The 20,557-nt window shown below is 68.3% G+C and carries 18 protein-coding genes; 1 reads left to right on the top strand and 17 read right to left on the bottom strand.

The features are described from left to right. Positions 1-202: 202 nt before the first annotated feature. From VLK31_RS33015 to VLK31_RS32975, 9 genes are all read right to left on the bottom strand, one after another. Positions 203-949 carry an SDR family oxidoreductase gene (locus VLK31_RS33015; protein WP_409172714.1) on the bottom strand — a complete coding sequence of 249 codons (747 nt, stop codon included), beginning with the start codon at positions 947-949 and terminating at the stop codon, positions 203-205. A 5-nt stretch (positions 950-954) separates the two neighbouring features. Next, positions 955-1,806 carry an acyl-CoA thioesterase gene (locus tag VLK31_RS33010; RefSeq protein WP_409172713.1) on the bottom strand — a complete coding sequence of 284 codons (852 nt, stop codon included), beginning with the start codon at positions 1,804-1,806 and terminating at the stop codon, positions 955-957. An 88-nt stretch (positions 1,807-1,894) separates the two neighbouring features. Beyond that, positions 1,895-3,091 (bottom strand): acetyl-CoA C-acyltransferase, encoded by a 1,197-nt coding sequence (locus VLK31_RS33005; RefSeq protein ID WP_409172712.1) that lies wholly within the window; start codon positions 3,089-3,091, stop codon positions 1,895-1,897. Continuing rightward, on the bottom strand, positions 3,088-3,573 hold the full coding sequence (locus VLK31_RS33000) for an endonuclease domain-containing protein (protein ID WP_409172711.1): 486 nt from the start codon (positions 3,571-3,573) through the stop codon (positions 3,088-3,090). Before VLK31_RS33000 ends, VLK31_RS33005 begins: the two co-directional genes overlap by 4 nt. A gap of 14 nt (positions 3,574-3,587) precedes the next feature. Further along, positions 3,588-6,023, bottom strand: a complete 2,436-nt coding sequence (locus VLK31_RS32995) for a 3-hydroxyacyl-CoA dehydrogenase/enoyl-CoA hydratase family protein (protein WP_409172710.1) — start codon at positions 6,021-6,023, stop codon at positions 3,588-3,590. Between the two features lie 36 nt (positions 6,024-6,059). After that, entirely contained in the window at positions 6,060-6,494 is a 435-nt protein-coding gene (locus tag VLK31_RS32990) for a DUF2147 domain-containing protein (RefSeq protein ID WP_409172709.1), read from the bottom strand. 41 nt (positions 6,495-6,535) lie between these two features. After that, positions 6,536-8,332 (bottom strand): acyl-CoA dehydrogenase C-terminal domain-containing protein, encoded by a 1,797-nt coding sequence (locus VLK31_RS32985; protein WP_409172708.1) that lies wholly within the window; start codon positions 8,330-8,332, stop codon positions 6,536-6,538. An 86-nt stretch (positions 8,333-8,418) separates the two neighbouring features. After that, positions 8,419-9,111 (bottom strand): TetR/AcrR family transcriptional regulator, encoded by a 693-nt coding sequence (locus VLK31_RS32980; RefSeq protein ID WP_409172707.1) that lies wholly within the window; start codon positions 9,109-9,111, stop codon positions 8,419-8,421. 168 nt (positions 9,112-9,279) lie between these two features. Continuing rightward, positions 9,280-10,038 (bottom strand): SDR family oxidoreductase, encoded by a 759-nt coding sequence (locus tag VLK31_RS32975; protein ID WP_409172706.1) that lies wholly within the window; start codon positions 10,036-10,038, stop codon positions 9,280-9,282. A 141-nt stretch (positions 10,039-10,179) separates the two neighbouring features. Between VLK31_RS32975 and VLK31_RS32970 the strand changes: the two genes are divergently transcribed. After that, positions 10,180-11,064 carry a LysR family transcriptional regulator gene (locus tag VLK31_RS32970; protein ID WP_409172705.1) on the top strand — a complete coding sequence of 295 codons (885 nt, stop codon included), beginning with the start codon at positions 10,180-10,182 and terminating at the stop codon, positions 11,062-11,064. A gap of 49 nt (positions 11,065-11,113) precedes the next feature. On the opposite strand, the gene VLK31_RS32965 is transcribed toward VLK31_RS32970, so the two are convergent. From VLK31_RS32965 to VLK31_RS32930, 8 genes are read right to left on the bottom strand one after another with little or no spacing between them, the layout of a single operon-like run. Continuing rightward, positions 11,114-11,977: an oxaloacetate decarboxylase gene (locus VLK31_RS32965; RefSeq protein WP_409172704.1), complete on the bottom strand. Its 864-nt coding sequence runs from the start codon at positions 11,975-11,977 to the stop codon at positions 11,114-11,116. Further along, a complete protein-coding gene (locus VLK31_RS32960; RefSeq protein ID WP_409172732.1) occupies positions 11,974-13,383 on the bottom strand; it encodes an FAD-dependent oxidoreductase in 1,410 nt (469 codons plus the stop codon). The genes VLK31_RS32965 and VLK31_RS32960 overlap by 4 nt, the downstream gene beginning before the upstream one ends. Then, complete coding sequence (locus VLK31_RS32955; protein ID WP_409172703.1) at positions 13,380-14,009, bottom strand: cysteine hydrolase family protein; 630 nt, start codon at positions 14,007-14,009, stop codon at positions 13,380-13,382. Before VLK31_RS32955 ends, VLK31_RS32960 begins: the two co-directional genes overlap by 4 nt. After that, positions 14,006-16,060, bottom strand: coding sequence for a hydantoinase/oxoprolinase family protein (locus VLK31_RS32950; protein ID WP_409172702.1), 2,055 nt, complete (start codon positions 16,058-16,060; stop codon positions 14,006-14,008). Before VLK31_RS32950 ends, VLK31_RS32955 begins: the two co-directional genes overlap by 4 nt. After that, positions 16,057-17,754, bottom strand: a complete 1,698-nt coding sequence (locus VLK31_RS32945; RefSeq protein ID WP_409172701.1) for a hydantoinase B/oxoprolinase family protein — start codon at positions 17,752-17,754, stop codon at positions 16,057-16,059. The genes VLK31_RS32950 and VLK31_RS32945 overlap by 4 nt, the downstream gene beginning before the upstream one ends. Further along, positions 17,747-18,268: a 3-isopropylmalate dehydratase gene (locus tag VLK31_RS32940; protein ID WP_409172700.1), complete on the bottom strand. Its 522-nt coding sequence runs from the start codon at positions 18,266-18,268 to the stop codon at positions 17,747-17,749. Before VLK31_RS32940 ends, VLK31_RS32945 begins: the two co-directional genes overlap by 8 nt. After that, positions 18,265-19,563, bottom strand: a complete 1,299-nt coding sequence (locus VLK31_RS32935; RefSeq protein ID WP_409172699.1) for a 3-isopropylmalate dehydratase large subunit — start codon at positions 19,561-19,563, stop codon at positions 18,265-18,267. Before VLK31_RS32935 ends, VLK31_RS32940 begins: the two co-directional genes overlap by 4 nt. Continuing rightward, positions 19,560-20,519 (bottom strand): tripartite tricarboxylate transporter substrate binding protein, encoded by a 960-nt coding sequence (locus VLK31_RS32930; protein ID WP_409172698.1) that lies wholly within the window; start codon positions 20,517-20,519, stop codon positions 19,560-19,562. The genes VLK31_RS32935 and VLK31_RS32930 overlap by 4 nt, the downstream gene beginning before the upstream one ends. Between the last annotated feature and the right edge of the window lie 38 nt (positions 20,520-20,557).

The following is a 20,557-nucleotide window of genomic DNA, read 5'->3' as shown; positions in this document are numbered from 1 at the left end:
CGCCCTGTGCACTTGGGCACGCTGCTGGTGATCGCACGATCAACGACTGCTCCGCGTAACGCTCGTGAGGGTGGGGTGCCTTGCGCAGCGAAATAAAGGAGGAGGGGCGCAGCCCCGGGGGACATTCGCGGAGCAAGGTACCCCGCCCTCGCGAGCGCGCCCTGAAGAACGACCGCAATCAAGCCAACGCCCGAAAGTCATCTCAAAACTTCTCGGACCACGGCCGCAGATCGATCTCATGCGTCCAGGCATCACGCGGTTGCGCATGCAGCATCCAGTACGTATCGGCGATGTGCTCAGGGTTCAAGATGCCGTCGCTTTCCTTCAGCGCATAGCGCTCCGGAAAAGTCGTGCGAATGAATTCGGTGTCGATTGCGCCGTCGACCACCACGTGCGCCACATGAATGCCCTGCGGCCCAAGCTCGCGCGCCATCGACTGCGCCAACGCGCGCAAAGCCATCTTGGCACCCGAAAAGGCACCAAAGTTTGCCGCGCCGCGCAACGACGCCGTGGCCCCCGTGAAGATCATCGTGCCGCGATGGCCAGTGCGGGGCATGTCGCGCGCCACCATGCGCTTGGCCACCTCGCGCCCGTTGAGAAAGCCCGAGAAACAGGCCATCTCCCACACCTTGAAATACTTGCGCGCCGTCTCCGTGAGGATGCTCTCCGGCACGTTCGCGCCAATGTTGAACACCATCACCTCGATCGGCCCGATGGTCGACTCGATCTGTTCGACCAGCGCCACCACGTCCTCCTCCTTGCGCGCATCGCAGGCGAAGGCGTGGGCCTTGCCGCCCTCGGCCTCGATCTGCGCCACCAACGGCTGCAGCTTGTCCAGGCTGCGCCGCGTGACACAGGTGGCATAGCCCTCGCGCGCGAAGCGCCGGGCAATGGCGCCGCCAGTGGCGTCACCGGCGCCGACGATCAGTGCAGTCTTGGTCAGCGCCATGGCGGTCATTCCTTGTAGTAGACGATCTGGTTCGACGTGGCCAGCAGCGCGCCGCTTTCGCTCCACAGCTGCGCAGCCTGGTCGAAGAAGCCGTTGCTGAACTGCTGACCCGTGGCGCTGCCCAGCAGAAAGCCGGTGCCGACCTCGGCCAACTGCGCCGCATTGGCGTGAAAGTACGTGGTGATCGAAACCGTGCCCGCCGGCACCGGCTTGGCGCGGCGCAACCACACACGCGGGTAGAACAGGTCGCTCATGGCGGCCAGCGAAGGAAAGTCCAGCGGGCGGGCTTGCGCGTCGCGCAGCCACAGGCGGCTTTGGCTGTGGTGGCCGCTGCCGTCCCACTGCGCGGGAATGCCGCCGCTGACCGGGCGCATCTCGTACTGACGCACCCACGCCACGCCCGACGGGCCGATGGTGATGCGCTCGACCGCATCGGGCCTGGGCACCTCGGGCATCGGCAGGTCGTTCTCGCCCCAGGTCTCGCGGCGCAACGCGGTGATCACCGTGGCGGTGGTCGTCATGGTCGGCACGCCACCCGCTCCACCAACACCACCCGCGCCACCCTGCGTGATCTGCACCGTCCAGTGCTGCGTCGAGCGGTTGGTGCGCACGGCCGTGGCCTGGATGTCGAACGCACCGGCCTCCAGCGCCGCCGCGTAATTCACCGTGAGCGCAATCGGCACGCCGAGCAGGTCAGGGTGTTTCAGCACCGCCTGCAGCGCCAGCGCCGCCGTGGTGCCGCCGAAGGGCCCGACCATGTTCCAGTAGTCGGGGCTGGTGGTGCCGGTGAAGTGGCCCACGCGAATGTCGCTGTGGTGGAGCTCCAGGGCTTTGTCGAAGGGGTGCGTGCTGGTCATGTTCGGCAGTGTGCCTTCGGTGGGTCGGCGCGGGCAGTCGTGTGCGGGACGCCGGCGTGCTGCACTGCAGTACGCGCGGCAACCATGCTCAAACGCGCTCGAAAATGCCGGCGGCGCCCTGCCCCATGCCCACGCACATCGTGACCATGCCGTACTTGAGGTTCTCGCGGCGCAGCGCATGCACCACGGTGGCCGCACGAATGGCGCCGGTCGCGCCCAGCGGATGCCCCAGCGCAATGGCGCCGCCCATCGGGTTGACCTTGGCCGGGTCGAGCCCCAGCGTGCGAATGACGGCCAGCGACTGCGCGGCGAAGGCTTCGTTCAGCTCGAACCAGTCGATGTCTTCATGCTTCAGGCCGGCATAGCGCAGCGCGGCGGGAATGGCCTCGATCGGGCCGATGCCCATGATGTGCGGCGGCACGCCCTTGCTGGCAAAGCTCACGAAGCGCGCGAGCGGCGTGAGGCCGTATTGCTTGACGGCCTTCTCGCTCGCCAGAATCAGCGCGCCGGCGCCGTCCGAGGTCTGCGAGCTGTTGCCGGCCGTGACCGTGCCGCGCGCGGCGAACACGGTGCGCAGCCTGGCCAGGCCTTCGATGCTGGTGTCGGGGCGCGCGCCTTCGTCGAGGCTGACGGTGCGGGTCTTGGCAATGGACTCGCCGGTTTCCAGATTGGGCGTGCGGTCGGTCACTTCGATGGGCGTGATCTCGTCGGCAAACTTGCCGGCCTTCTGCGCGGCCAGCGCCTTCTGGTGCGAGGCGAGCGCAAATTCGTCTTGCGCCTCGCGGCTCACCTTCCATTGCTGCGCGACCTTCTCGGCCGTGAGGCCCATGCCGTAGGCAATGCCCACGTCGCCTTCGCGTTCGAAGATGGCGGGCGACAGCGAGGGCGCGTTGCCCATCATGGGCACCATGCTCATGCTCTCGACACCGGCCGCGATCATCACGTCGGCTTCGCCCACGCGGATGCGGTCGGCGGCCATCTGCACGGCCGAGAGGCCGGAGGCGCAGAAGCGGTTGACGGTGATGCCGCCGATGCTGGTCGGCAGACCGGCCAGCACCGCGCCGATGCGCGCCACGTTCAGGCCCTGCTGCGACTCGGGAATGGCGCAGCCGCAGATGATGTCTTCGATGGCCTTGGGGTCGAGGCCTGGTACTGCGGCGAGTGCAGCCTTGAGCGTGGTGGCGAGCAGGTCGTCGGGGCGGTAGTTGCGGAAAAAGCCGCGGTGGGACTTGCCGATGGGGGTGCGGGTGGCGGAGACGATGTAGGCGTCTTGGATTTGTTTCATGGCGTCAGATTCCTGGTGTCTTGTGTGGCTCGTCCGTCCGATGGGACGGTGGCTTGCTGTCTTGCCCCCTCTCCCGCTTGCGGGAGAGGGTTGGGGTGAGGGCTGTCTTCCTGCAGCGCCTGCAGGATCCGCTCCCGCACCGCATCTGTCTGCGTCAGCACTTCGTGGTTCCAGAACCGCAACACGCGATAGCCCTGGGCTTGCATGAAGCGCGTGCGGTTCTCGTCGTACTCGGCGGCATCCACATGCTGTCCGCCATCCAGCTCCACGATCAACTTTGCGTCGATACATGCGAAGTCTGCAAAGTAAAGGCCGATCGGGCGTTGGCGGCGGAACTTGTGGTCGGCGAGACGGCGGTCGCGCAGGTGGAACCAGAGCAGGGCCTCGGCGTCGGTCGGGGTTTCGCGAAGGCTGCGTGCCCTCACCCTAACCCTCTCCCGCGAGCGGGAGAGGGGACCGGACGTGTCGAGGTTGTCGCTCATGGTCCTTGCCAGAATCAGTTACGCACCGGCTTCCCCGTGCTCAACATCCCCATGATCCGCTCCTGCGTTTTCGGATGCACGATCAGCGAGCAGAACGCCTTGCGTTCCAGCGTCATCAGATACGCCTCCGTCACGAGCGACCCCGCATCCACATCACCCCCGGTGACCACCTCCGCAATCAGGCTAGCAATGTGGAAGTCGTGCGCGCTGATGAAGCCACCGTCGCGCATGTTCACCAACTGCCCCTTGATCGTGGCCGCGCCGCTGCGCCCGGCCACGCGGAAGCTGCGGCGCAACGGCGGGCGGTAGCCGGCGTCGGCCATGGCATTGGCCTGCTGCAGCGCCACGTACAGCAGCTCGTCCTTGTTCGGCACGATCACGTCGCTGTCGAGCAGGTAGCCCAGCTTCTTCGAGTCGAGCGCGCCGGTGCCCACCTTGGCCATCGCGGCGGCGGTGAAGCCTTCGGTGAGAAACGGCAGCAGGTCGGTGCCCGTCGAAGCCGATGCGTTCTCGGCCGCACGGCGCGCGATGTAGGTCAGCCCGCCCGCGCCGGGGATCAGCCCCACGCCCACTTCGACCAGGCCGATGTAGCTTTCCATCGCCACCACGCGCCGGGCGGAATGCACCGCCAGCTCGCAGCCGCCGCCCAGTGCCATGCCGCGCACTGCCGCGATGACCGGTACGTTGGCATAGCGAATCTTGAGCATCATGTTCTGCAGCTCTTCTTCCGCGCCTTCGACCGCGCCGATGCCCGCGACCACAAAGGCCGGCAGCATCGCCTGCAGATCGGCGCCGACAGAAAACACCTCGTCGGGCGACCAGATCACCAGGCCCTTGTATGCCGCCTCGGCCAGGTCGACCGCAGCGCTCAATGCGTCGGCCACGTCGGGGCTGATGGCGTGCATCTTCGAGTGGATGCTGGCGATGAGCACCTCCTCGAACCCGGGCTTGTCGAGCGTCCACACGCGCACGTCGCCTTCGTCGCTGATCGTCGTGCCGGCCGTGTTGGCGTCGGCCGCATTCGCGCCCAGCACGCTCTCCGGGAACAGCTGGCGCTCATGCACGGGCAGCTTGCGCTGCGGCACGAACTTGTTCTGCGAAGCACTCCAGGAGCCTTCCGGCGTGTGCACGCCGCCGGCCTCGGCCACCGGGCCTTCGAACACCCACTTGGGCAGCGGCGCGTTGCTCAATGCCTTGCCCGCGTCGATGTCTTCCTGCACCCACTTGGCCACCTGCGCCCAGCCGGCCTCCTGCCACAGCTCGAACGGGCCCTGCTTCATGCCGAAGCCCCAGCGCATCGCAAAGTCGATGTCGCGCGCGCTCTCGGCAATGTCGGCCAGGTGCACGGCAGCGTAATGAAAACCGTCGCGCAAGATCGCCCAGAGGAACTGCCCCTGCGGCCCTTCGCTCTCGCGCAGCAGCTTCAGGCGTTGGCCCGCGGGCTTCTTCAACATGCGGCCATACACCTCGTCCGCCTTGGCGCCGGCCGGCACGTAGTCGCCGCTCTTCAGGTCGAAGCGCAGGATGTCGCGGCCGACCTTCTTGAAGAAACCGGCCTTGGTCTTCTGGCCCAGGTTGCCCAGTTCGAGCAGCTTGGCAAGCACCGGTGGCGTCGAGAAGTTGGCGTAGAACGGATCGCTCTCGGCGTTCAGGTTGTCCTGCAGCGTCTTCACGACATGGGCCATCGTGTCCAGGCCCACCACGTCGGCGGTGCGGAAGGTGCCCGAGCTTGCACGGCCCAGCTTCTTGCCGGTGAGGTCGTCCACCACGTCGGGCGTGAGGCCGAACTTTTCGACTTCCTTCAGCGTGGCCAGCATGCCGGCAATGCCGACGCGGTTGGCAATGAAGTTGGGCGTGTCGTGCGCGCGCACCACGCCCTTGCCCAGCGTGCTGGTGACGAAGGCCTCCAGGTCGTCGAGCGCCTGCGGCTGCGTGGTGGGCGTGTTGATCAGTTCCACCAGGAACATGTAGCGCGGCGGGTTGAAGAAGTGAATGCCGCAAAAGCGCGGCTTCAGCGCTTCGGGCAATGCCTCGCTGAGCTTGGTGATCGACAGGCCCGAGGTGTTCGACGCCAGGATCGCATGCTTGGCCACGTGCGGCGCGATCTTCTTGTACAGATCGAGCTTCCAGTCCATGCGCTCGGCAATGGCCTCGATGATGAGGTCGCACTCGCCAAGCTTGGCCAGGTCGTCCTCGTAGTTGGCCTGCTCGATCAGCACCGCGTCGGCCACGTCGCCGAGCGGCGCGGGCTTGAGCTTCTTGAGGTTGTCGATGGCGCGCGTGACGATGCCGTTCTTCGCCGCACCTTGGGCGACCGCACCGGTCGCGTCCTTGGCCGCCAGGTCGAACAGCACCACGGGCACGCGCACGTTGACGAGGTGGGCCGCAATTTGCGCGCCCATCACGCCGGCGCCGAGCACGGCGACCTTCTTCACTTGAAATCGGGACATGTTGCTTGGTATTTCTTGGATGGTTTGCGTGCAGGTTTACTGCACACGATTCCAGGTTTGGGTGCGCCAGAAGGGGCCCAGGTAGCCGCGCACTTCGAGCTTCTTGCCACCTTCGATGGGCGTGAAGCTCGCGCGGTATTCCTTGCCGTTCTCGGGGTCGAGGATCTTTCCGCCTTCCCAGACGTCCTTGGCCTCGGCCTTCTTGCCGCCGCGAATGATCTCCAGGCCGACCATGGGCTTGCCCTTGCGGTCGTCGCTGCATTCGTCGCAGGTGGCGCCGGGCTTGGCGTCCTTGCCCAGCGCCTTCTCTATGCGACCGAGCAGCGCGCCGTTGGCTTCGGCAATGCTGATCTCGGCCTTGACCTCGCCGGTCTTGTCGTCGACGTTGCGCCACACGCCCACCGGCGTGCTCTGGGCCATGGCCGAGAAGGCGGTTGCGGTGAACAACAGGGCTGCAAGCGTTTTTTTCATGATCGGCTCCCGGGTGAGTGAGTGAGGAGAAGGCGCGGCGGTCAGGCCAGTGCCGCGTCGGTGTCCATCAGCACCTTGCTGCCGGCGCGCGCGGTGCGCATCAGCGTTGCGGTCTCGGGGAACAGCTTGGCGAAGTAGAAGCGCGCGGTCTGCAGCTTGGCCACGTAGAACGGGTCGGTGTTGCCGGCCGCAATTTCGCGCAGCGCCACCTGCGCCATGCGTGCGAACAGGTAGCCGAACACGAAGTGGCCGGCCACGCGCAGATAGTCGACCGCGGCGGCGCCCACTTCGTCGGGGTTCTGAAAGCCCTTGAAACCGATCTCGGTGGTGAACTTGGTGAGCTGCTCGCCCAGCACCGCCACCGGCGTGATGAACTCCGACATCTTCTCGTTCACGCCCTCTTCTTCCACCAGCCGGGCCACCAGCTTGCCGAACTTCTTCAGCGACGCGCCGTTGTTGCCCAGCACCTTGCGGCCCAAGAGGTCGAGCGACTGGATGGTGTTGGTGCCTTCATAGATCATGTTGATGCGGTTGTCGCGCACGAACTGCTCCATGCCCCATTCCTTGATGAAGCCGTGGCCGCCGAACACCTGCATGCAGGCGTTGGTCGCGGTGTGGCCGTTGTCGGTAATGAAGGCCTTGACGATGGGCGTGAGCAGCGCAACCAGTTCGCCGGAGTCCTTGCGCACCTTCTCGTCGGGGTGGTTGTGCTCCTTGTCCAGCAGCAGCGTGCAGAAGATCTGCAGCGCGCGGCCGCCTTCGGCATAGGCCTTGGCGGTGAGCAGCATCTTGCGCACGTCGGGGTGCACGATGATGGGGTCGGCCTCCTTGTCCTTGGCCTTCACGCCGGAGAGCGAACGCATCTGAATGCGGTCCTTGGCATAGGCCAACGCGTTCTGGTAGGCCACTTCAGTGAGGCCCAGAGACTGGTTGCCCACGCCCAGGCGGGCGGCGTTCATCATCACGAACATTGCGGCCAGGCCCTTGTTGGGCTCGCCCACCAGCGTGCCGGTGGCGCCTTCGATGACGATCTGCGCGGTGGCGTTGCCGTGAATGCCCATCTTGTGCTCCAGGCCGGCGCAGAAGATCGGGTTGCGCTCGCCCAGCGCGCCGTCGGCCTTCACATGGAACTTGGGCACCACGAACAGGCTGATGCCCTTGCTGCCCTTGGGCGCGTCCGGCAGGCGGGCCAGCACCAGGTGAATGATGTTGTCCGTCATGTCGTGCTCGCCGGCCGAGATGAAGATCTTGCTGCCGGTGATGCGGTAGGTGCCGTCGGCCTGCGGCTCGGCCTTGGTGCGCAGCAGGCCCAGGTCGGTGCCGCAATGGGGTTCGGTCAGGCACATGGTGCCGGTCCATTCGCCGCTGGTGAGCTTGGGCAGGTAGGTCTTCTTCTGTTCGTCGGTGCCGTGTGCCTTCAGTGCTTCGTACGCGCCGTGCGAGAGGCCCGGGTACATCGTCCAGGCCTGGTTGGCGCTGTTGAGCATTTCGAACAGGCACTGGTTCACCACGAACGGCAGGCCCTGGCCGCCAAAGGCCGGGTCGCACGACAGCGCGGGCCAGCCGCCTTCCACGTACTTGGCGTAGGCGGCCTTGAAGCCGGTGGGCGTCTTGACTTCGTGCGTGGCCTTGTCGAGCACGCAGCCTTCTTCGTCGCCGCTGATGTTCAGCGGAAAAGCCACTTCGGCGGCGAACTTGCCGGCCTCTTCGATCACCGCGTTGATGGTGTCGGCGTCGGTGTCGGCATGCGCCGGCAGTGCCTTGAGTTCTTCGGTGACGTTGAGCACTTCGTGCAGCACGAACTGCATGTCGCGCACGGGTGGGGTGTAGGTAGGCATGCGGAACTCTCCTGGTCGAAGCTAGATGGAAAAAAACGGAAAAGAAAAAAACGAAAACGGGGGGTGCGGCACGCGCCGCGCGCGGGTCAGCGCACGGTCTTCAGGCGGCGCCCGGCCGGTGCGGCGGCAGCAGCGGTCGGCACCGGGGCGGCCAGGGTCGCGCTGCGCGCAAGGATGTTGTCGAAGCCGACGGTGGCGCGGCCGATGGAGCCGGGCACCTGCAGAAAGCGCGCCTCGTAGTGCAGCGCCAGAATCAGCCCGTGAATCTCGAACGCCACCTGGCGCTCGTCGGCGTCGGCGCGCAGATGGCCTTCGCTTTGCGACTGCACGATGGCGCGCAGCACGGCGGCCTGCCAGATGCTGACCGACTCGACCAGCGCGTCACGCACCGGGCCCGGGCGGTCGTCGAACTCCGAGGCGCCGCTGATGTAGATGCAGCCCGAGTCGATTTCGGTCGACGTGCGCTTCATCCAGTTGGCGAACATGGTGCGCAGGCGCGGCAGGCCGCGCGGCGCCTTCAGGGCGGGGAAGAACACTTCATGCTCGAAGCGCGCGTGGTATTCGCGCACCACCGAAATCTGCAGTTCCTCGCGCGAGCCGAAATGGGCGAACACGCCCGACTTGCTCATCTTGGTGAGTTCGGCCACGGCGCCGATCGACAGGCCTTCCAGCCCGATCTGCGCAGCCAGCGCCAGCGCGGCGTCGACGATGACGGCCTTGGTCTGCTGGCCCTTCTGGGCGGCACGGGCGGGCTTGGCGGGAACGGCGGTGGCGGTCATCGTGGAAATCCCAGGGCAATAAAAACGAACGGTCGTTCTATTTTGCAGGGCGTTCCCACTTTTGGCTTCAATAAACCTTTAGTTATTAAAGGTTAATTGAAAAGGGAAGGGGCCGCCATCGGCCCCTTCCCTTGGTATGTCTTACAGCCCCTGTCAGGGGCTGGCGGCTCAGAAGTCCTGCGACACCGGCCGCACCACCACTTCGTTGATGTCCACGTTCGCCGGCTGCTCCACCGCATAGATCACGGCGCGGGCCACCGCGTCCGACGGGATCTGGTTGGCGTCGTAGAACGCCTTCACGCCCGCGGCGCTGTCGGCGTCGCTGCTGCCGAACTTCAGCTCCGACTCCACCGCGCCGGGCGACACCGTGGTCACGCGAACGCCGCTGTTGCCCATTTCCACGCGCAGGCCTTCGGAAATGGCGCGCACCGCATGCTTGGTGGCGCTGTACACGGTGCCGATGGGCGTGAACACCTTGAACCCGGCAATGGACGCCACGTTCAGGATGTGCCCGCTGCCCTGCGCCTGCATGCGCGGCAGCACCGCGGCAATGCCGTAGAGCACGCCCTTGATGTTGACGTCGATGGTGCGGTCCCACTCGTCGACCTTGAGCTTCTCGATGGGCGACAGCGGCATCACGCCCGCGTTGTTGACCAGCACGTCGATGCGGCCGAAGGCTTCGACCGTTGCGGCGGCCAGCTTTTCGAGGTCGGCGCGCTTCGCCACGTCGGTGGCCACCGCAATGGCTTCGCCACCGGCTTCGCGAATTTCGGCGACCACCTTGTCGAGCCGGTCGGTGCGGCGCGCGGCCAGCACCACCTTGGCGCCGCGCGCGGCCAGGTGGCGCGCCATCGACTCGCCAATGCCGCTGCTCGCGCCGGTGACGATGGCGACCTTGCCCTTGATGTTGTCTTGAACGGATGTCATGAGAATTTCCTTGCGGGTTGAACGGGTTGTTGAAGAACTGCCTGCAGTGTGGAAAATCCACTCGTTCCCGTAAATGAAACTCTGGCGACTTCAGAATTCCGCAATCAGGAACACTCGCCCCACCCCCTTCTCACCATCCCCATGTCCAACCGCCTCGAAGCCCTGCGCGTGTTCTGCACCGCCGCCGACGCCGCCAACTTCCGCGAGGCTGCCGTGCGCCTGTCGGTGTCACCCCAGGTGGTGACGCGCGCGGTGCGCGAGCTCGAAGAAGACCTGGGCGAGCCGCTGTTCCACCGCAGCACACGCGGCGTGCAGCTCACCGACTTCGGCCGCCAGCTGGCCGAGCGCGCCCGCGTGGCGGTGGGCGGCGTCGACGATCTGTTTCACCGCACCGACCGGCGCGCGCTGTCGCAGCATGCGGGCACGGTGCGCATCACCGCGCCCCACATGTACGGCCGGCTCATTCCGCAGGTGCTGGCGCCGCTGGTCACCGCGCACCCCGGCCTGATGCTCGACCTGCGCCTGTCGGAGCAGCATGCGGACGTGGTCGACCAGCAGATCGACATCGGCGTGCGCGTGGGCCCGATGCGCGACGCCCGCTTCGTGGCGCGCGCCGTCGGGCGCATGCCGCTGCATGTGGTGGGGTCGCCGGCGCTCATCGAGCGGGTCGGCGCGCCGGCGGACATTAATGCGCTTGCCGGCCTGCCGCTCACCGCGCTGATCGATCGCAGTTCGGGCCGGCCGTGGCCGTGGGCGTTCAGCAAGCGGCGGGTGTTCACTGTGGCGTCGCCCGCGTTCGTGACGGACAACATCGACGCCGAATGCGCCGCCGTGCTGGCCGGCGTGGGCTTCGGCCAGCTCATTGCGCCGCTGGCGCAACCGTGGCTGCAGTCAGGCGCGCTGGTGGCCGTGCTGGAGGCCGACGAGCCGGAGCCCTGGCCGATTCACGTCTACCGCCCGCAGCGCGCGCCGGTGCCGGCGCGCGTGCGGTTGGTGTACGACGCGCTGGTTCGCGCGCTGCGGTGACGGGTGTTCACCAGCGTTGAAAAGCGTTGAACACCGTTGAAGAGCGCTCTCACTCGTACTGCTGACCGGTGCGCATCAGCTCGGGCGTGCCGATCACTTCGTTGAGCGCATCGAAGTCCAACATCTGCGCGCGCCATGGCTGCGTGGTGCGGTGCTGGTGCAGGCTCGCGTAGTAGCCCTGCAGCGTGTGCACCACCGCGCGTGCGGTGCCGCCCGGGAAGATGGCAATGCGAAAGCCGTGCTTCTGCAGCGCATCCGCATCCTGCACCGGCGTCTTGCCGCCTTCGACCATGTTGGCCAGCAGCGGCACGCGGTGCGCGAAGCGGCTGCAGGCCGCGTCCATCTGCTCAGGCGAGCGCAGCGCCTCGATGAACAGCGCGTCCACGCCGCAAGCAAGGTAGGCCTCGGCGCGGTCGAGCGCGGCCTCCAGACCTTCTACCGCCACCGCGTCGGTGCGCGCAAGGATCAGCGTGTCGCTCGACTGGCGTGCGTCCAGCGCGGCCTTGAGCTTGCCGACCATCTCGCGCTCGGGCACCACGGCCTTGCCGTCCAGGTGGCCGCAGCGCTTGGGAAAGGTCTGGTCTTCGATCTGCACCATGGCCGCGCCCGCGCGCTCGAAGCCGCGCACCGTGCGCTGCGTGTTCAGCGCATTGCCGAAGCCGGTGTCGGCATCGACGATCACCGGCAGACTCACGCGCTCGGTGATGCGTGCCAGCGTGTCGGCCACCTCGGTGAAGGTGGTCAGGCCGATGTCGGAGCGGCCCAGGCGCGTGTAGGCGATGGAGGCGCCCGACAGATACAGCGCCTCGAAGCCGGCCTGCTCGGCCACCAGTGCGCTCAGCGCGTCGTACACGCCGGGGGCCAGCACCACGTCGGGCCGGGCCAGGCGGGCTTTGAAATTGTGGGTCGTCATGCGGACGCCTCCTTGTGTTGAACCAGTGCGGCGGCCGTGTGCGCCGCGATGTAGCCACCAGCCACGGCGCTCAGCAGCCCGTTGCCGGAGAGATAGCCCCACACCGCGTCGCCCGACACACCGCCGGCCGCGCCGCCCGCCGCCAGCAGGTTGGCGAAGGGCGTGCCGTTTTGCCGCAGCACGCGCATGTCGGGCGCGGTGTCCAGGCCGCCCTGGGTGTGAAAGAGCGCGCCGGTCACCTTGACGGCGAAGTACGGTGCGTCCAGGCCGCGCGTGAACACGCGACCGTCAGGTGCGGTGCCAGAGCGCATCGCGTCGAGCGTGCCCTGCAGCACCGCGCTGTCACAGCCAATGCAGTCCGCCAGCGCCGCCACCGACTCGCAGCGGCGCAGCGCACCGGCGGCCTCGGCCTCGCAGAAGTCGGGAAAGCCGCGCGCCAGCGTGAGCAGCGGCGCATCGAACACGTTCCAGGCGATGCCGCCCGGTTGCGCAAGCACATGCACCGCGGCCTCCGAGTAGCCCTGCGTCTCGTCGTGAAAGCGCCGGCCCTCGCGGTTGATCTGCACGCCGCCTTCCATCATCACGGCCCACGACATCAGCGCGCCCTGCGGCGTCACCCACGAGCCGTGGCCCTGGTAGCCGCCCAGGTCGCGCAGCCGCGCACCCAGCGATTCGCCCCAGCGCACGGCGCTGCCGTCGTTGCCCACATGACCGCCGAAGGTGGCCTCGGCCATCTCGGGCAGCAGCGCGCGCACCATCTCCGTGTTGCCGCCAAAGCCGTTGCAGGCCAGCAGCAGCGCGCTGCAGCCCAGCGTTTCATGCTGGCCGTCGGGGCGCAGGTAGTCGATGCCGATCACGCGGTCGTGCGGGTCGAGCACCAGCGTGTCGACCACGGCCTGCGTCAGCACCGGAATGCCCGCGGCCTCCACGGCCGCCTGCAGCGCCGCCATCAATGAAGCGCCGGTTTTCTGCGGCAGCGCGTGCATGCGGTGCACGCTGTGGCCGGGGTAGAGAAAGCCGTCGAGCAGCATCCACGCAAGGCCGTGCCGCTCCTGCAGCGCATCGAGCGCGGGCCCGATGGCCGCGGCATATGCATCGACCAGCGCACCGGCCGCGCGGCCGTGCGCCTTGGCCTGAATGTCGGCCGCAAAGCGCGCGGCGCTGTCGTCGGCCACGCCGTGTGCAAGCTGCGCGCGCGTGCCCGGCGCGGGAATGAAGCCCGAAGACAGCGCGGTCGATCCACTGGGCAGCGCATCGCGCTCCAGCACCACGCAGTCGACGCCCGCGTCGGCCAGCATCAGCGCGGCCGTGAGCCCGCAGGCGCCACCGCCGACGATGGCCACCGCCACGTGCACGTCGGCTTCGACCTGTTCGGCACGGCGAACGGTTCTTGCCGGCACGCTCATGCCAGCGCCGCGATGAAGGGCGTGCACGCCGTCACCTCGGCCACGTTGCGCATGTCGGCCAGCGAGGTGGCGTGGCGCTCTTCGCCAAAGGCCGCGCAGCCGTCGGCCAGCACCAGCGTGCGGTAGTCGCGCATGTGCGCGTCGCGCACCGTGCTGGCCACGCCGCCGTTGGTGACGATGCCGCACACCGCCACGGTGTCGATGCCCGCGCGGCGCAGCACCCAGTCGAGCTGCGTGTTGAAGAAAGCGGAATACGCGACCTTGCTCACAGTCAAGTCGACCAGCCCCGCCAGCGCATCGACGTTCGCCTGGCCCCAACTGCCCGGCGCGAAGTCGCCCTTGGCCAGGTACGGGCGCAGCGCCTTCAGGTGCGGCGAGACCATCGGCTCGCCCTGGGCATCGGGCCACAGCGTGAACTGGCTCGCCACCACCAGCCCGCCCGCCGCCTTCAGCGCGCGCGCCACGGCGGCCACGCGCTCGGGCAGCAGCAGCGCGGGCGGGTTGGTGTCGCCGCCGCGCGCGTAGGCGCCCTTGGCATCCAGAAAGTCGTTCTGCAGGTCGATGACGACCAGCGCGGTCTTCGCTGCAACGATCTTGGCCGCGACAAGCTCCGTGCCTTCGCTCACGACGGCCTCACCAGCAGGTTGCCATACCCATCGACCTCGGCATGAAAGCCGGGTTCGAGCCACACGGTGGTGTCGGCCTGCTCCAGTATGGCGGGGCCGTCGATGCGCGTGGCCACCGGCAAATCGAGCCGCGCATAGCGCACCGCGTCGTGCCACTGGCCTTGATGGAACACGCGCTGCGTGCCCAGCGGCGCGGTGCTGCCCTCGCCTTCGGGCGCCAGCACCTTCAGGTCGAACTTGGGCCGCACGCCGATGCGCGCATAGCGCAGGTTCATCACGCGGATGGCGATGCCGTCGAGCGTGCGACCGAAGGCGGCGGTGTAGGCGGCTTCGAATGCCGCGCGAATGGACGCGGCCGTCACAGGCACCTGGCCCGCATCGGCCAGCACCACGGGCAGCGTGTGCGTCTGGCCGGCGTAGAGCATGTCCAGCGCCACCACTTCGCGCACGGCGTCGAAGCGCACGCCCGACGAATCCAGCCGCTGCTGGCAGCTGGCGGCCAGCGCATCGATGCGGCGCTGCACGTCGGCCACGTCCAGTTCGGCCAGCGGCTTGTTCAGCGTTTGCACCGCGTCGTGGCGCATGTCGGCAATGACGCAGCCCAGCGCCGACGTCACGCCGGGGTAGCGCGGCACGATGCCGGTGGCCACGCCCACCTCGCGCATCATGGCGCACACATGCAGCGCGCCGCCACCGCCGAAGGGCATGTAGGCGAAGCGGCGCGGGTCGTGCCCGCGCTCGATGGACACCAGCCGAATGGCACCGGCCATGCGCGCATTGGCCACGGTAAGAATGGCCTCGGCCGCCGCGTGCGCGTCGAGCCCCAGCGGGCGCGCCACGTGTTCTTCGATGGCCTGGCGCGACTTCTCCGCGTCCAGCGCGGCCAGCAGGCCGCCACCCAGCGGGCGGTCGGCGGCAATGCGGCCCAGCAGCACGTTGGCGTCGGTCACGGTCGGGCGCATGTTGCCGCGGCCGTAGCAGGCCGGGCCGGGCACGCTGCCGGCCGACTCGGGGCCCACCTGCAGCATGCCGCTGGCATCCACCGAGGCAATGGAGCCGCCGCCGGCGCCGATGGTCTCGATCTGGATCATCGGCGAGCGAATCACCATGCCGAACTCGATGGCGGTCTGCGCCGCCAACGCGGCCTCGCCGTTGGCCACCAGCGACACGTCGAACGATGTACCGCCCATGTCGCCCGTGATCGCATTGGGGAAGCCCGCCGCGCGTGCGATGGCCGCGCAGGCAATGACGCCGGCCGCCGGGCCCGACAGCGCGGTGCGCACCGGCAGGTCGCTCGCGGTCTGGCGCGACATCACGCCGCCGTTGCTCTGCACCACCAGCAGTTCGCCGGCAAAGCCCTGCGCGCGCAAGTCGTTCTCCAGCCGGCCCAGGTAGCTGCCCACCACGGGCTGCAGCGCTGCGTTGAGCGTGGCGGTGGAGCAGCGCTCGAACTCGCGAATTTCGGGCAGCACCTCGCTGGCCGAGGTGACGTGCGGGTTGGGCCACAGCTCGCGCACCGCGGCCACGGCCAGGCGTTCGTTCTCGGGGTTGGCGTAGGTGTTGATGAAGAACACGCACACCGCCTCGCAGCCGGCTTCGAGCAGCGAGCGGGCTTCGGCGCGCACCTGTTCGAGGTCGACCGGCGTGTGCAGCGTGCCGTCGGCCAGCACGCGCTCGTCCACCTCGCGGCGCAGGTCGCGCGGCACCACGGGCTTGAAGCTGCCGCGCAGGCCCCAGGTTTCGGGGCGGTCGCGCCGGCGCATCTCCAGCACGTCGCGAAAGCCGCGCGTGGTGATGATGCCGGTGCGCGCCACCTTGCGCTCCAGCAGCGCATTGGTGCCCACGGTGGTGCCGTGCACGATGGTGGCAATGGCCGCGGCCGAGTCGGCCACGCGTGCCACGCCGTTCATGAAGCCGCGCGCTTCTTCGCCGCGCGTGGAAGGCACCTTGACGATGCGCGCGCTGCCGTTGGCCTCGTCGAGCACGAAGAGGTCGGTGAAAGTGCCGCCGACATCGACGCCGACGACAAGGGAGTTACCAGGGGAAGTCATTCAGATGCTTTCTTCGTCGATTCGCTGCTCACATAACCCATGGCCGCATCGGCCACGCGCTGCTCCGGTTGCCGCGCGGCGGCACTGCCCCAGCCGCCGCCGCCGGGTGTTTCCAGGCGCACGCGCTCGCCCTGCGCCAGCGTGATGCCGCGCATCTTGGAGACCATGGGCGGTGTGTGCCACTCGCCCGCGTTCTCGTAGCTGAACACGTTGACCGCGCCCGAGCCGCCACCCGCAATGCCCTTGGGCGGCGAGGTGCCGCGTTCGCCGAAGACGAACACCTCGGCATCTTTTTCGAGCAGTTCAATTTCATAGACGGCGCCCAGGCCGCCGCGGTGCTGGCCGTCGCCGCCGGAGTCGGCGCGCAGCGACCATTCGGTGAAGCGCACCGGGTAGGCGGCCTCCAGAATTTCGAGCGGCGGAATGGTGGCGGTCGAGATGGGCGCGTTGCCGTGCGACAGCCCGTCGCCACCCGAATGCCCGCCATGGCCGCCGCCGAAGAAGCTGAACATCACCCAGCGCTGGCCTTCGCGGCCCTTGTCGCTGCGGTGGCCCGCGATCGACAGCGCATTGATGGTGCCGTAGGCCTGCGCCACGGCGCGCGTGGGGTCGGCCTGCGCGGCGGCGCTGAAGATCACGTCGATCATGCGCAGGATGGTCTCGGTGTAGCCCCCCACCGGGCGCGGGCGCTCGCAGCTGATCACCAGCTTGTCGGGAATCACGAAGTCGACCGCGTCCAGCACGCCGGCGTTGGCGGGCACGTCGGGGAACAGGTGCTTGAGCGCCACGTAGCACGCGGCCACCGCCGTGGCGCGGGAGATGTTCACCGGCCCGGCGCATTGCGGCGACGTGCGCGAGAAGTCGAGCGAGAGCCGGTCGCCGGCCACCGTCATGTCCAGCGCGATGGTCAGCGGCACGTTGGTGATGCCGTCGTTGTCGAGCACGTCCTCGAAGCTGTAGCGCCCGTCGGGCAGCGAGGCGATGTGCGAGCGCATCAGGCGCAGCGCGCGGCTGCGCAGCTCGCTCAGCGCGTTCAGCACCAGGTCGTCGCCGTACTCGTCGAGCAGGCCGTGCAGGCGGCGCTCGCCCAGCTCCAGCGCGGCCAGCTGGCCGTTCAGGTCGCCCCACAGGCTGTCGGGCAGGCGCGTGTTGGCCTGCAGGATGGCCAGCACGTCCAGGTCGAGCTTGCCGCCGCGCACGATGCGCACCGGCGGAATCTGCACCGCCTCCTGCCAGCACTCGGTGGCCGCGGGGTTGTAGTTGCCGGGCACCGCGCCGCCCACGTCGTGCCAGTGCGCGGCCGAGGCCATGTGGCAGTACAGCTTGCCGTTGCGAAAGAAGGGCTTGACCAGCTTGAAGTCGTTGGCGTGCGTGCCGCCTTCGTAGGCGTCGTTGCTGATCCAGATGTCGCCGTCCTGCATGCCGCCGCGCGGCGCTGCGGCCTTGGCGGTGGCGCGCACCGCAAAGGCCATGGCGCCCACGAACACCGGCAGGCCCGACTTGCCCTGCACCAGCGTGTCGCCGGTGGTGGCGTCGTACAGGCCGTGGCAGGCGTCGTGCGCCTCGGCAATGATGGGGTTGAACGCGCTGCGGTAGAGCGTGGCGTCCATCTCGTCGGCCACCTGTTCGAGGCGGCCGCGCAGCACGGCGAGCGTGACGGGGTCGAGGGTTGTCGCGGAGGAAGAGTCAGGCATCGGGGGCTTTCGTGAAGGCGGGGCGGCCAGAGCGCTGGCGCAGCTGGTTCAACAGTCCGCCGGCGCGGACCATGTCCATGAGGAATCCGGGCACCGGCTCGCAGGCCAGGCGCCTGGGGCCCGGTGCAACGATCTCGGGGGTGGAGGTGTCGAGGGCAATCTGCTCGCCTTCGGCGAGCGATTCGGCCTCGGCGCAGGTCAGCAGCAGCAGGCCCACGTTGAAGGCGTTGCGAAAGTACAGGCCGCTGTACGAGGGCGCAATGACGGCGACCACGCCCAGGTGCACAAGCACCGCCGCGGCCTGCTCGCGCGAGGAGCCGATGCCGAAGTTGGGGCCGGCCACCAGCACGTCGCCCCGCTGCACGCCGGCGGCAAAGTCGGGGCGAATGGCTTCGAGGCAATGCTTGGCGATGATGTCGATGCCGTGCTTCATGGCATGGCCCGGCGCGAGCAGGTCGGTGTCGATGTCCGCGCCCAGGCGCCAGACGCGGTGGGTGGCTTTGGTCACGCTCATGCCAGCACCTCGCGCGGATCGGTCACCTGGCCACGCAACGCCGAGGCCGCCACCGTGTACGGCGAGCCCAGATAAACCTGCGCAGTCGGCGAGCCCATGCGGCCCTTGAAGTTGCGCGCCGTGGTCGAGATGACGGTGATGTCGTCGCCCATCGGGTCGCCGTAGCCGGAGCAGGCGCCGCAGGCTGTAGGGAACAGCTCGGCGCCTGCGTCCAGCAGCACCTGCAGCACGCCTTCGGCACGTGCTTGCTCCTGGTCCTGGATGCTGGCGGGCGCGACGATCAGCCGCAGGCCAGCCGCCACCTTGTGGCCGCGCAGCACCTGGGCCGCGGCGCGCAGGTCGTCGAGCTTGGCGCCGGTGCACGCGCCGATGTAGGCCACGTCCACATGGGTGCCCGCAAAGCGGCTCACGCCGTGCGAATTGGCCGGGCTGTGCGGCGCGGCGATGTGCGGCTCCAGCGTGCTGGCATCGAAGCGGTGGCGCGTGAACTCGGCCGCCTCGTCGGTGAACCAGCGCGACGTGTCGGCATGCGGTGCGCCGGCCGTCTGCAGGAAGGCGGCGGTGGTGTCGTCGGGCGCAATGAGGCCGGCCTGCGCGCCCAGCTCGGCGCTCATGTTGGACAGCGTCATGCGCTCCTGCATCGACAGCGCGGTCACGCCCGGCCCGGCAAACTCCACCGCCTGGTAGCGCCCACCGTTCATGCCGAAGCGCCCGATCATGTGCAGCATCATGTCTTTGGCGGTCACGCCCGCGGGCAGCCTGCCGTCCCACCACATCTGAATGGTTTCGGGCACGCGCAGCCAGATTTCTCCGGTGACGACCACGCCCAGCATCTCAGTGCTGCCCACGCCGAACATGTAGGCACCAAAGGCGCCGCCCGTGGGCGAATGCGAGTCGCCGCCCACGCACAGCATGCCGGGGCGAATGTGGCCGTGCTGCGGCACCACCACGTGGCAGATGCCCTGGCTGTCGTACACGTGCGGCAGTTGCTGCTCGCGTGCCCAGTCGCGCGCAATGCGCACGATGCGGCGCGAGTCGTCGTCGCGCTCGGGCACGTAGTGGTCCATCACCAGCACGATGCGCGAGCGGTCCCAGATCTGCGCGCCCAGTTCCTCGAGCATGGGCTTCAGGCGCCGTGGGCCCGAGGAGTCGTGGAACATGGCGAGGTCGACGCCGCAGGTCACGATCTCGCCCACCGCCACGTGCGCGCGGCCGCTGGCACGCGCGATGAGCTTCTGCGCCAGCGTCTGTGGCGGCGTCTGCGGCGGGGTGGAATGGCGTGTGTCGGAGGTCATTCCGGCTTCGCTCCAGAGAATTTCACGACCTTGGCCCAGCGCACGATTTCGCTCTGCACGAAAGCGGAGAACTGCTCCGGCGAATTGCCCACGGGAATGGCGCCTTCGGTGTCGAGCCGCTTCAGCATGTCGGGCTGCTGCAGCGCATGGCGCGCCGCATCGCCGAGCTTGCGCGACACGTCCGCCGCCATGCGCGCCGGGCCGAACAGGCCGAACCAGGCGCTCGACTCGTAGCCGGGCAAGGCCTCGGCAATGGCCGGCACGTTGGGGAACGCGGGCAGGCGCTTGGCGGTGGTGACGCCCAATGCCTTGAGCTTGCCGGCCTGGATGTGCGCCTTGACGTTGCCCACCGCGGCAAACATCAGTTGCACCTGGCCGGCCAGCAGGTCTTGCACGGCGGGCGCGGTGCCCTTGTACGGGATGTTCACGATGTCCACGCCCGACTGCATCTTGAAGGCCTCGCCCGCCATGTGCAGCGACGAGCCGACCGCGCCAATCGCAAAGTTCAACTGCCCCGGCCTGGCCTTGGCCAGCGCGATGAGTTCGCGCACGTCCTTCGCGGGCACCGAGGGGTGCGCCACCAGAATCGACGGCGACGTGGCCACGCAGGTGAGCGCGGTGAAGTCCTTCACCGGGTCGAAGGGCAGCGTGGGGTACAGCGTGGCGTTGATGGCGTGGCTGGTGAAGCTCAGCAGCAGGGTGTTGCCGTCGGGCGCGGCCTTGGCGACCGCGTCGGCGGCGATGTTGCCGCCCGCGCCGGGGCGGTTTTCCACGATGACGGTGCGGCCCAGCGCGGGGCCCATGCTGACGGCGAGCGAGCGGGCCAGCGTGTCGGTCGAGCCACCGGCCGGCGCGCCGACCAGAATGCGCACAGGGGCGCTGCCGATCTGCGCGCGGGCGGCGCCGCTGGCCAGGGCCAGCGCGGCGGGCGCGATAAGAATGTCGCGGCGTTTCATGAGGGAGTCTCCTTTTCTTGTCGCAGGACTGAATGGCT

This window comes from Variovorax sp. H27-G14 (genome assembly GCF_046156345.1).
Classification (GTDB): domain Bacteria; phylum Pseudomonadota; class Gammaproteobacteria; order Burkholderiales; family Burkholderiaceae_C; genus Variovorax.
This window is presented reverse-complemented; position numbering and strand designations above follow the sequence as displayed.

What these genes read in the sequence shown, in the direction of transcription:
- VLK31_RS32970 (WP_409172705.1), top strand. Translation starts at nt 10,180, where the DNA reads ATGTCCAACCGCCTCGAAGCCCTGCGCGTGTTCTGCACCGCCGCCGAC.
- VLK31_RS32990 (WP_409172709.1), bottom strand. Translation starts at nt 6,494, where the DNA reads ATGAAAAAAACGCTTGCAGCCCTGTTGTTCACCGCAACCGCCTTCTCG.
- VLK31_RS32940 (WP_409172700.1), bottom strand. Translation starts at nt 18,268, where the DNA reads ATGAGCGTGACCAAAGCCACCCACCGCGTCTGGCGCCTGGGCGCGGAC.
- VLK31_RS33005 (WP_409172712.1), bottom strand. Translation starts at nt 3,091, where the DNA reads ATGAAACAAATCCAAGACGCCTACATCGTCTCCGCCACCCGCACCCCC.
- VLK31_RS32960 (WP_409172732.1), bottom strand. Translation starts at nt 13,383, where the DNA reads ATGAGCGTGCCGGCAAGAACCGTTCGCCGTGCCGAACAGGTCGAAGCC.
- VLK31_RS33000 (WP_409172711.1), bottom strand. Translation starts at nt 3,573, where the DNA reads ATGAGCGACAACCTCGACACGTCCGGTCCCCTCTCCCGCTCGCGGGAG.
- VLK31_RS32975 (WP_409172706.1), bottom strand. Translation starts at nt 10,038, where the DNA reads ATGACATCCGTTCAAGACAACATCAAGGGCAAGGTCGCCATCGTCACC.
- VLK31_RS32930 (WP_409172698.1), bottom strand. Translation starts at nt 20,519, where the DNA reads ATGAAACGCCGCGACATTCTTATCGCGCCCGCCGCGCTGGCCCTGGCC.
- VLK31_RS32995 (WP_409172710.1), bottom strand. Translation starts at nt 6,023, where the DNA reads ATGTCCCGATTTCAAGTGAAGAAGGTCGCCGTGCTCGGCGCCGGCGTG.
- VLK31_RS32950 (WP_409172702.1), bottom strand. Translation starts at nt 16,060, where the DNA reads ATGACTTCCCCTGGTAACTCCCTTGTCGTCGGCGTCGATGTCGGCGGC.
- VLK31_RS32965 (WP_409172704.1), bottom strand. Translation starts at nt 11,977, where the DNA reads ATGACGACCCACAATTTCAAAGCCCGCCTGGCCCGGCCCGACGTGGTG.
- VLK31_RS33015 (WP_409172714.1), bottom strand. Translation starts at nt 949, where the DNA reads ATGGCGCTGACCAAGACTGCACTGATCGTCGGCGCCGGTGACGCCACT.
- VLK31_RS32945 (WP_409172701.1), bottom strand. Translation starts at nt 17,754, where the DNA reads ATGCCTGACTCTTCCTCCGCGACAACCCTCGACCCCGTCACGCTCGCC.
- VLK31_RS32980 (WP_409172707.1), bottom strand. Translation starts at nt 9,111, where the DNA reads ATGACCGCCACCGCCGTTCCCGCCAAGCCCGCCCGTGCCGCCCAGAAG.
- VLK31_RS32985 (WP_409172708.1), bottom strand. Translation starts at nt 8,332, where the DNA reads ATGCCTACCTACACCCCACCCGTGCGCGACATGCAGTTCGTGCTGCAC.
- VLK31_RS32935 (WP_409172699.1), bottom strand. Translation starts at nt 19,563, where the DNA reads ATGACCTCCGACACACGCCATTCCACCCCGCCGCAGACGCCGCCACAG.
- VLK31_RS33010 (WP_409172713.1), bottom strand. Translation starts at nt 1,806, where the DNA reads ATGACCAGCACGCACCCCTTCGACAAAGCCCTGGAGCTCCACCACAGC.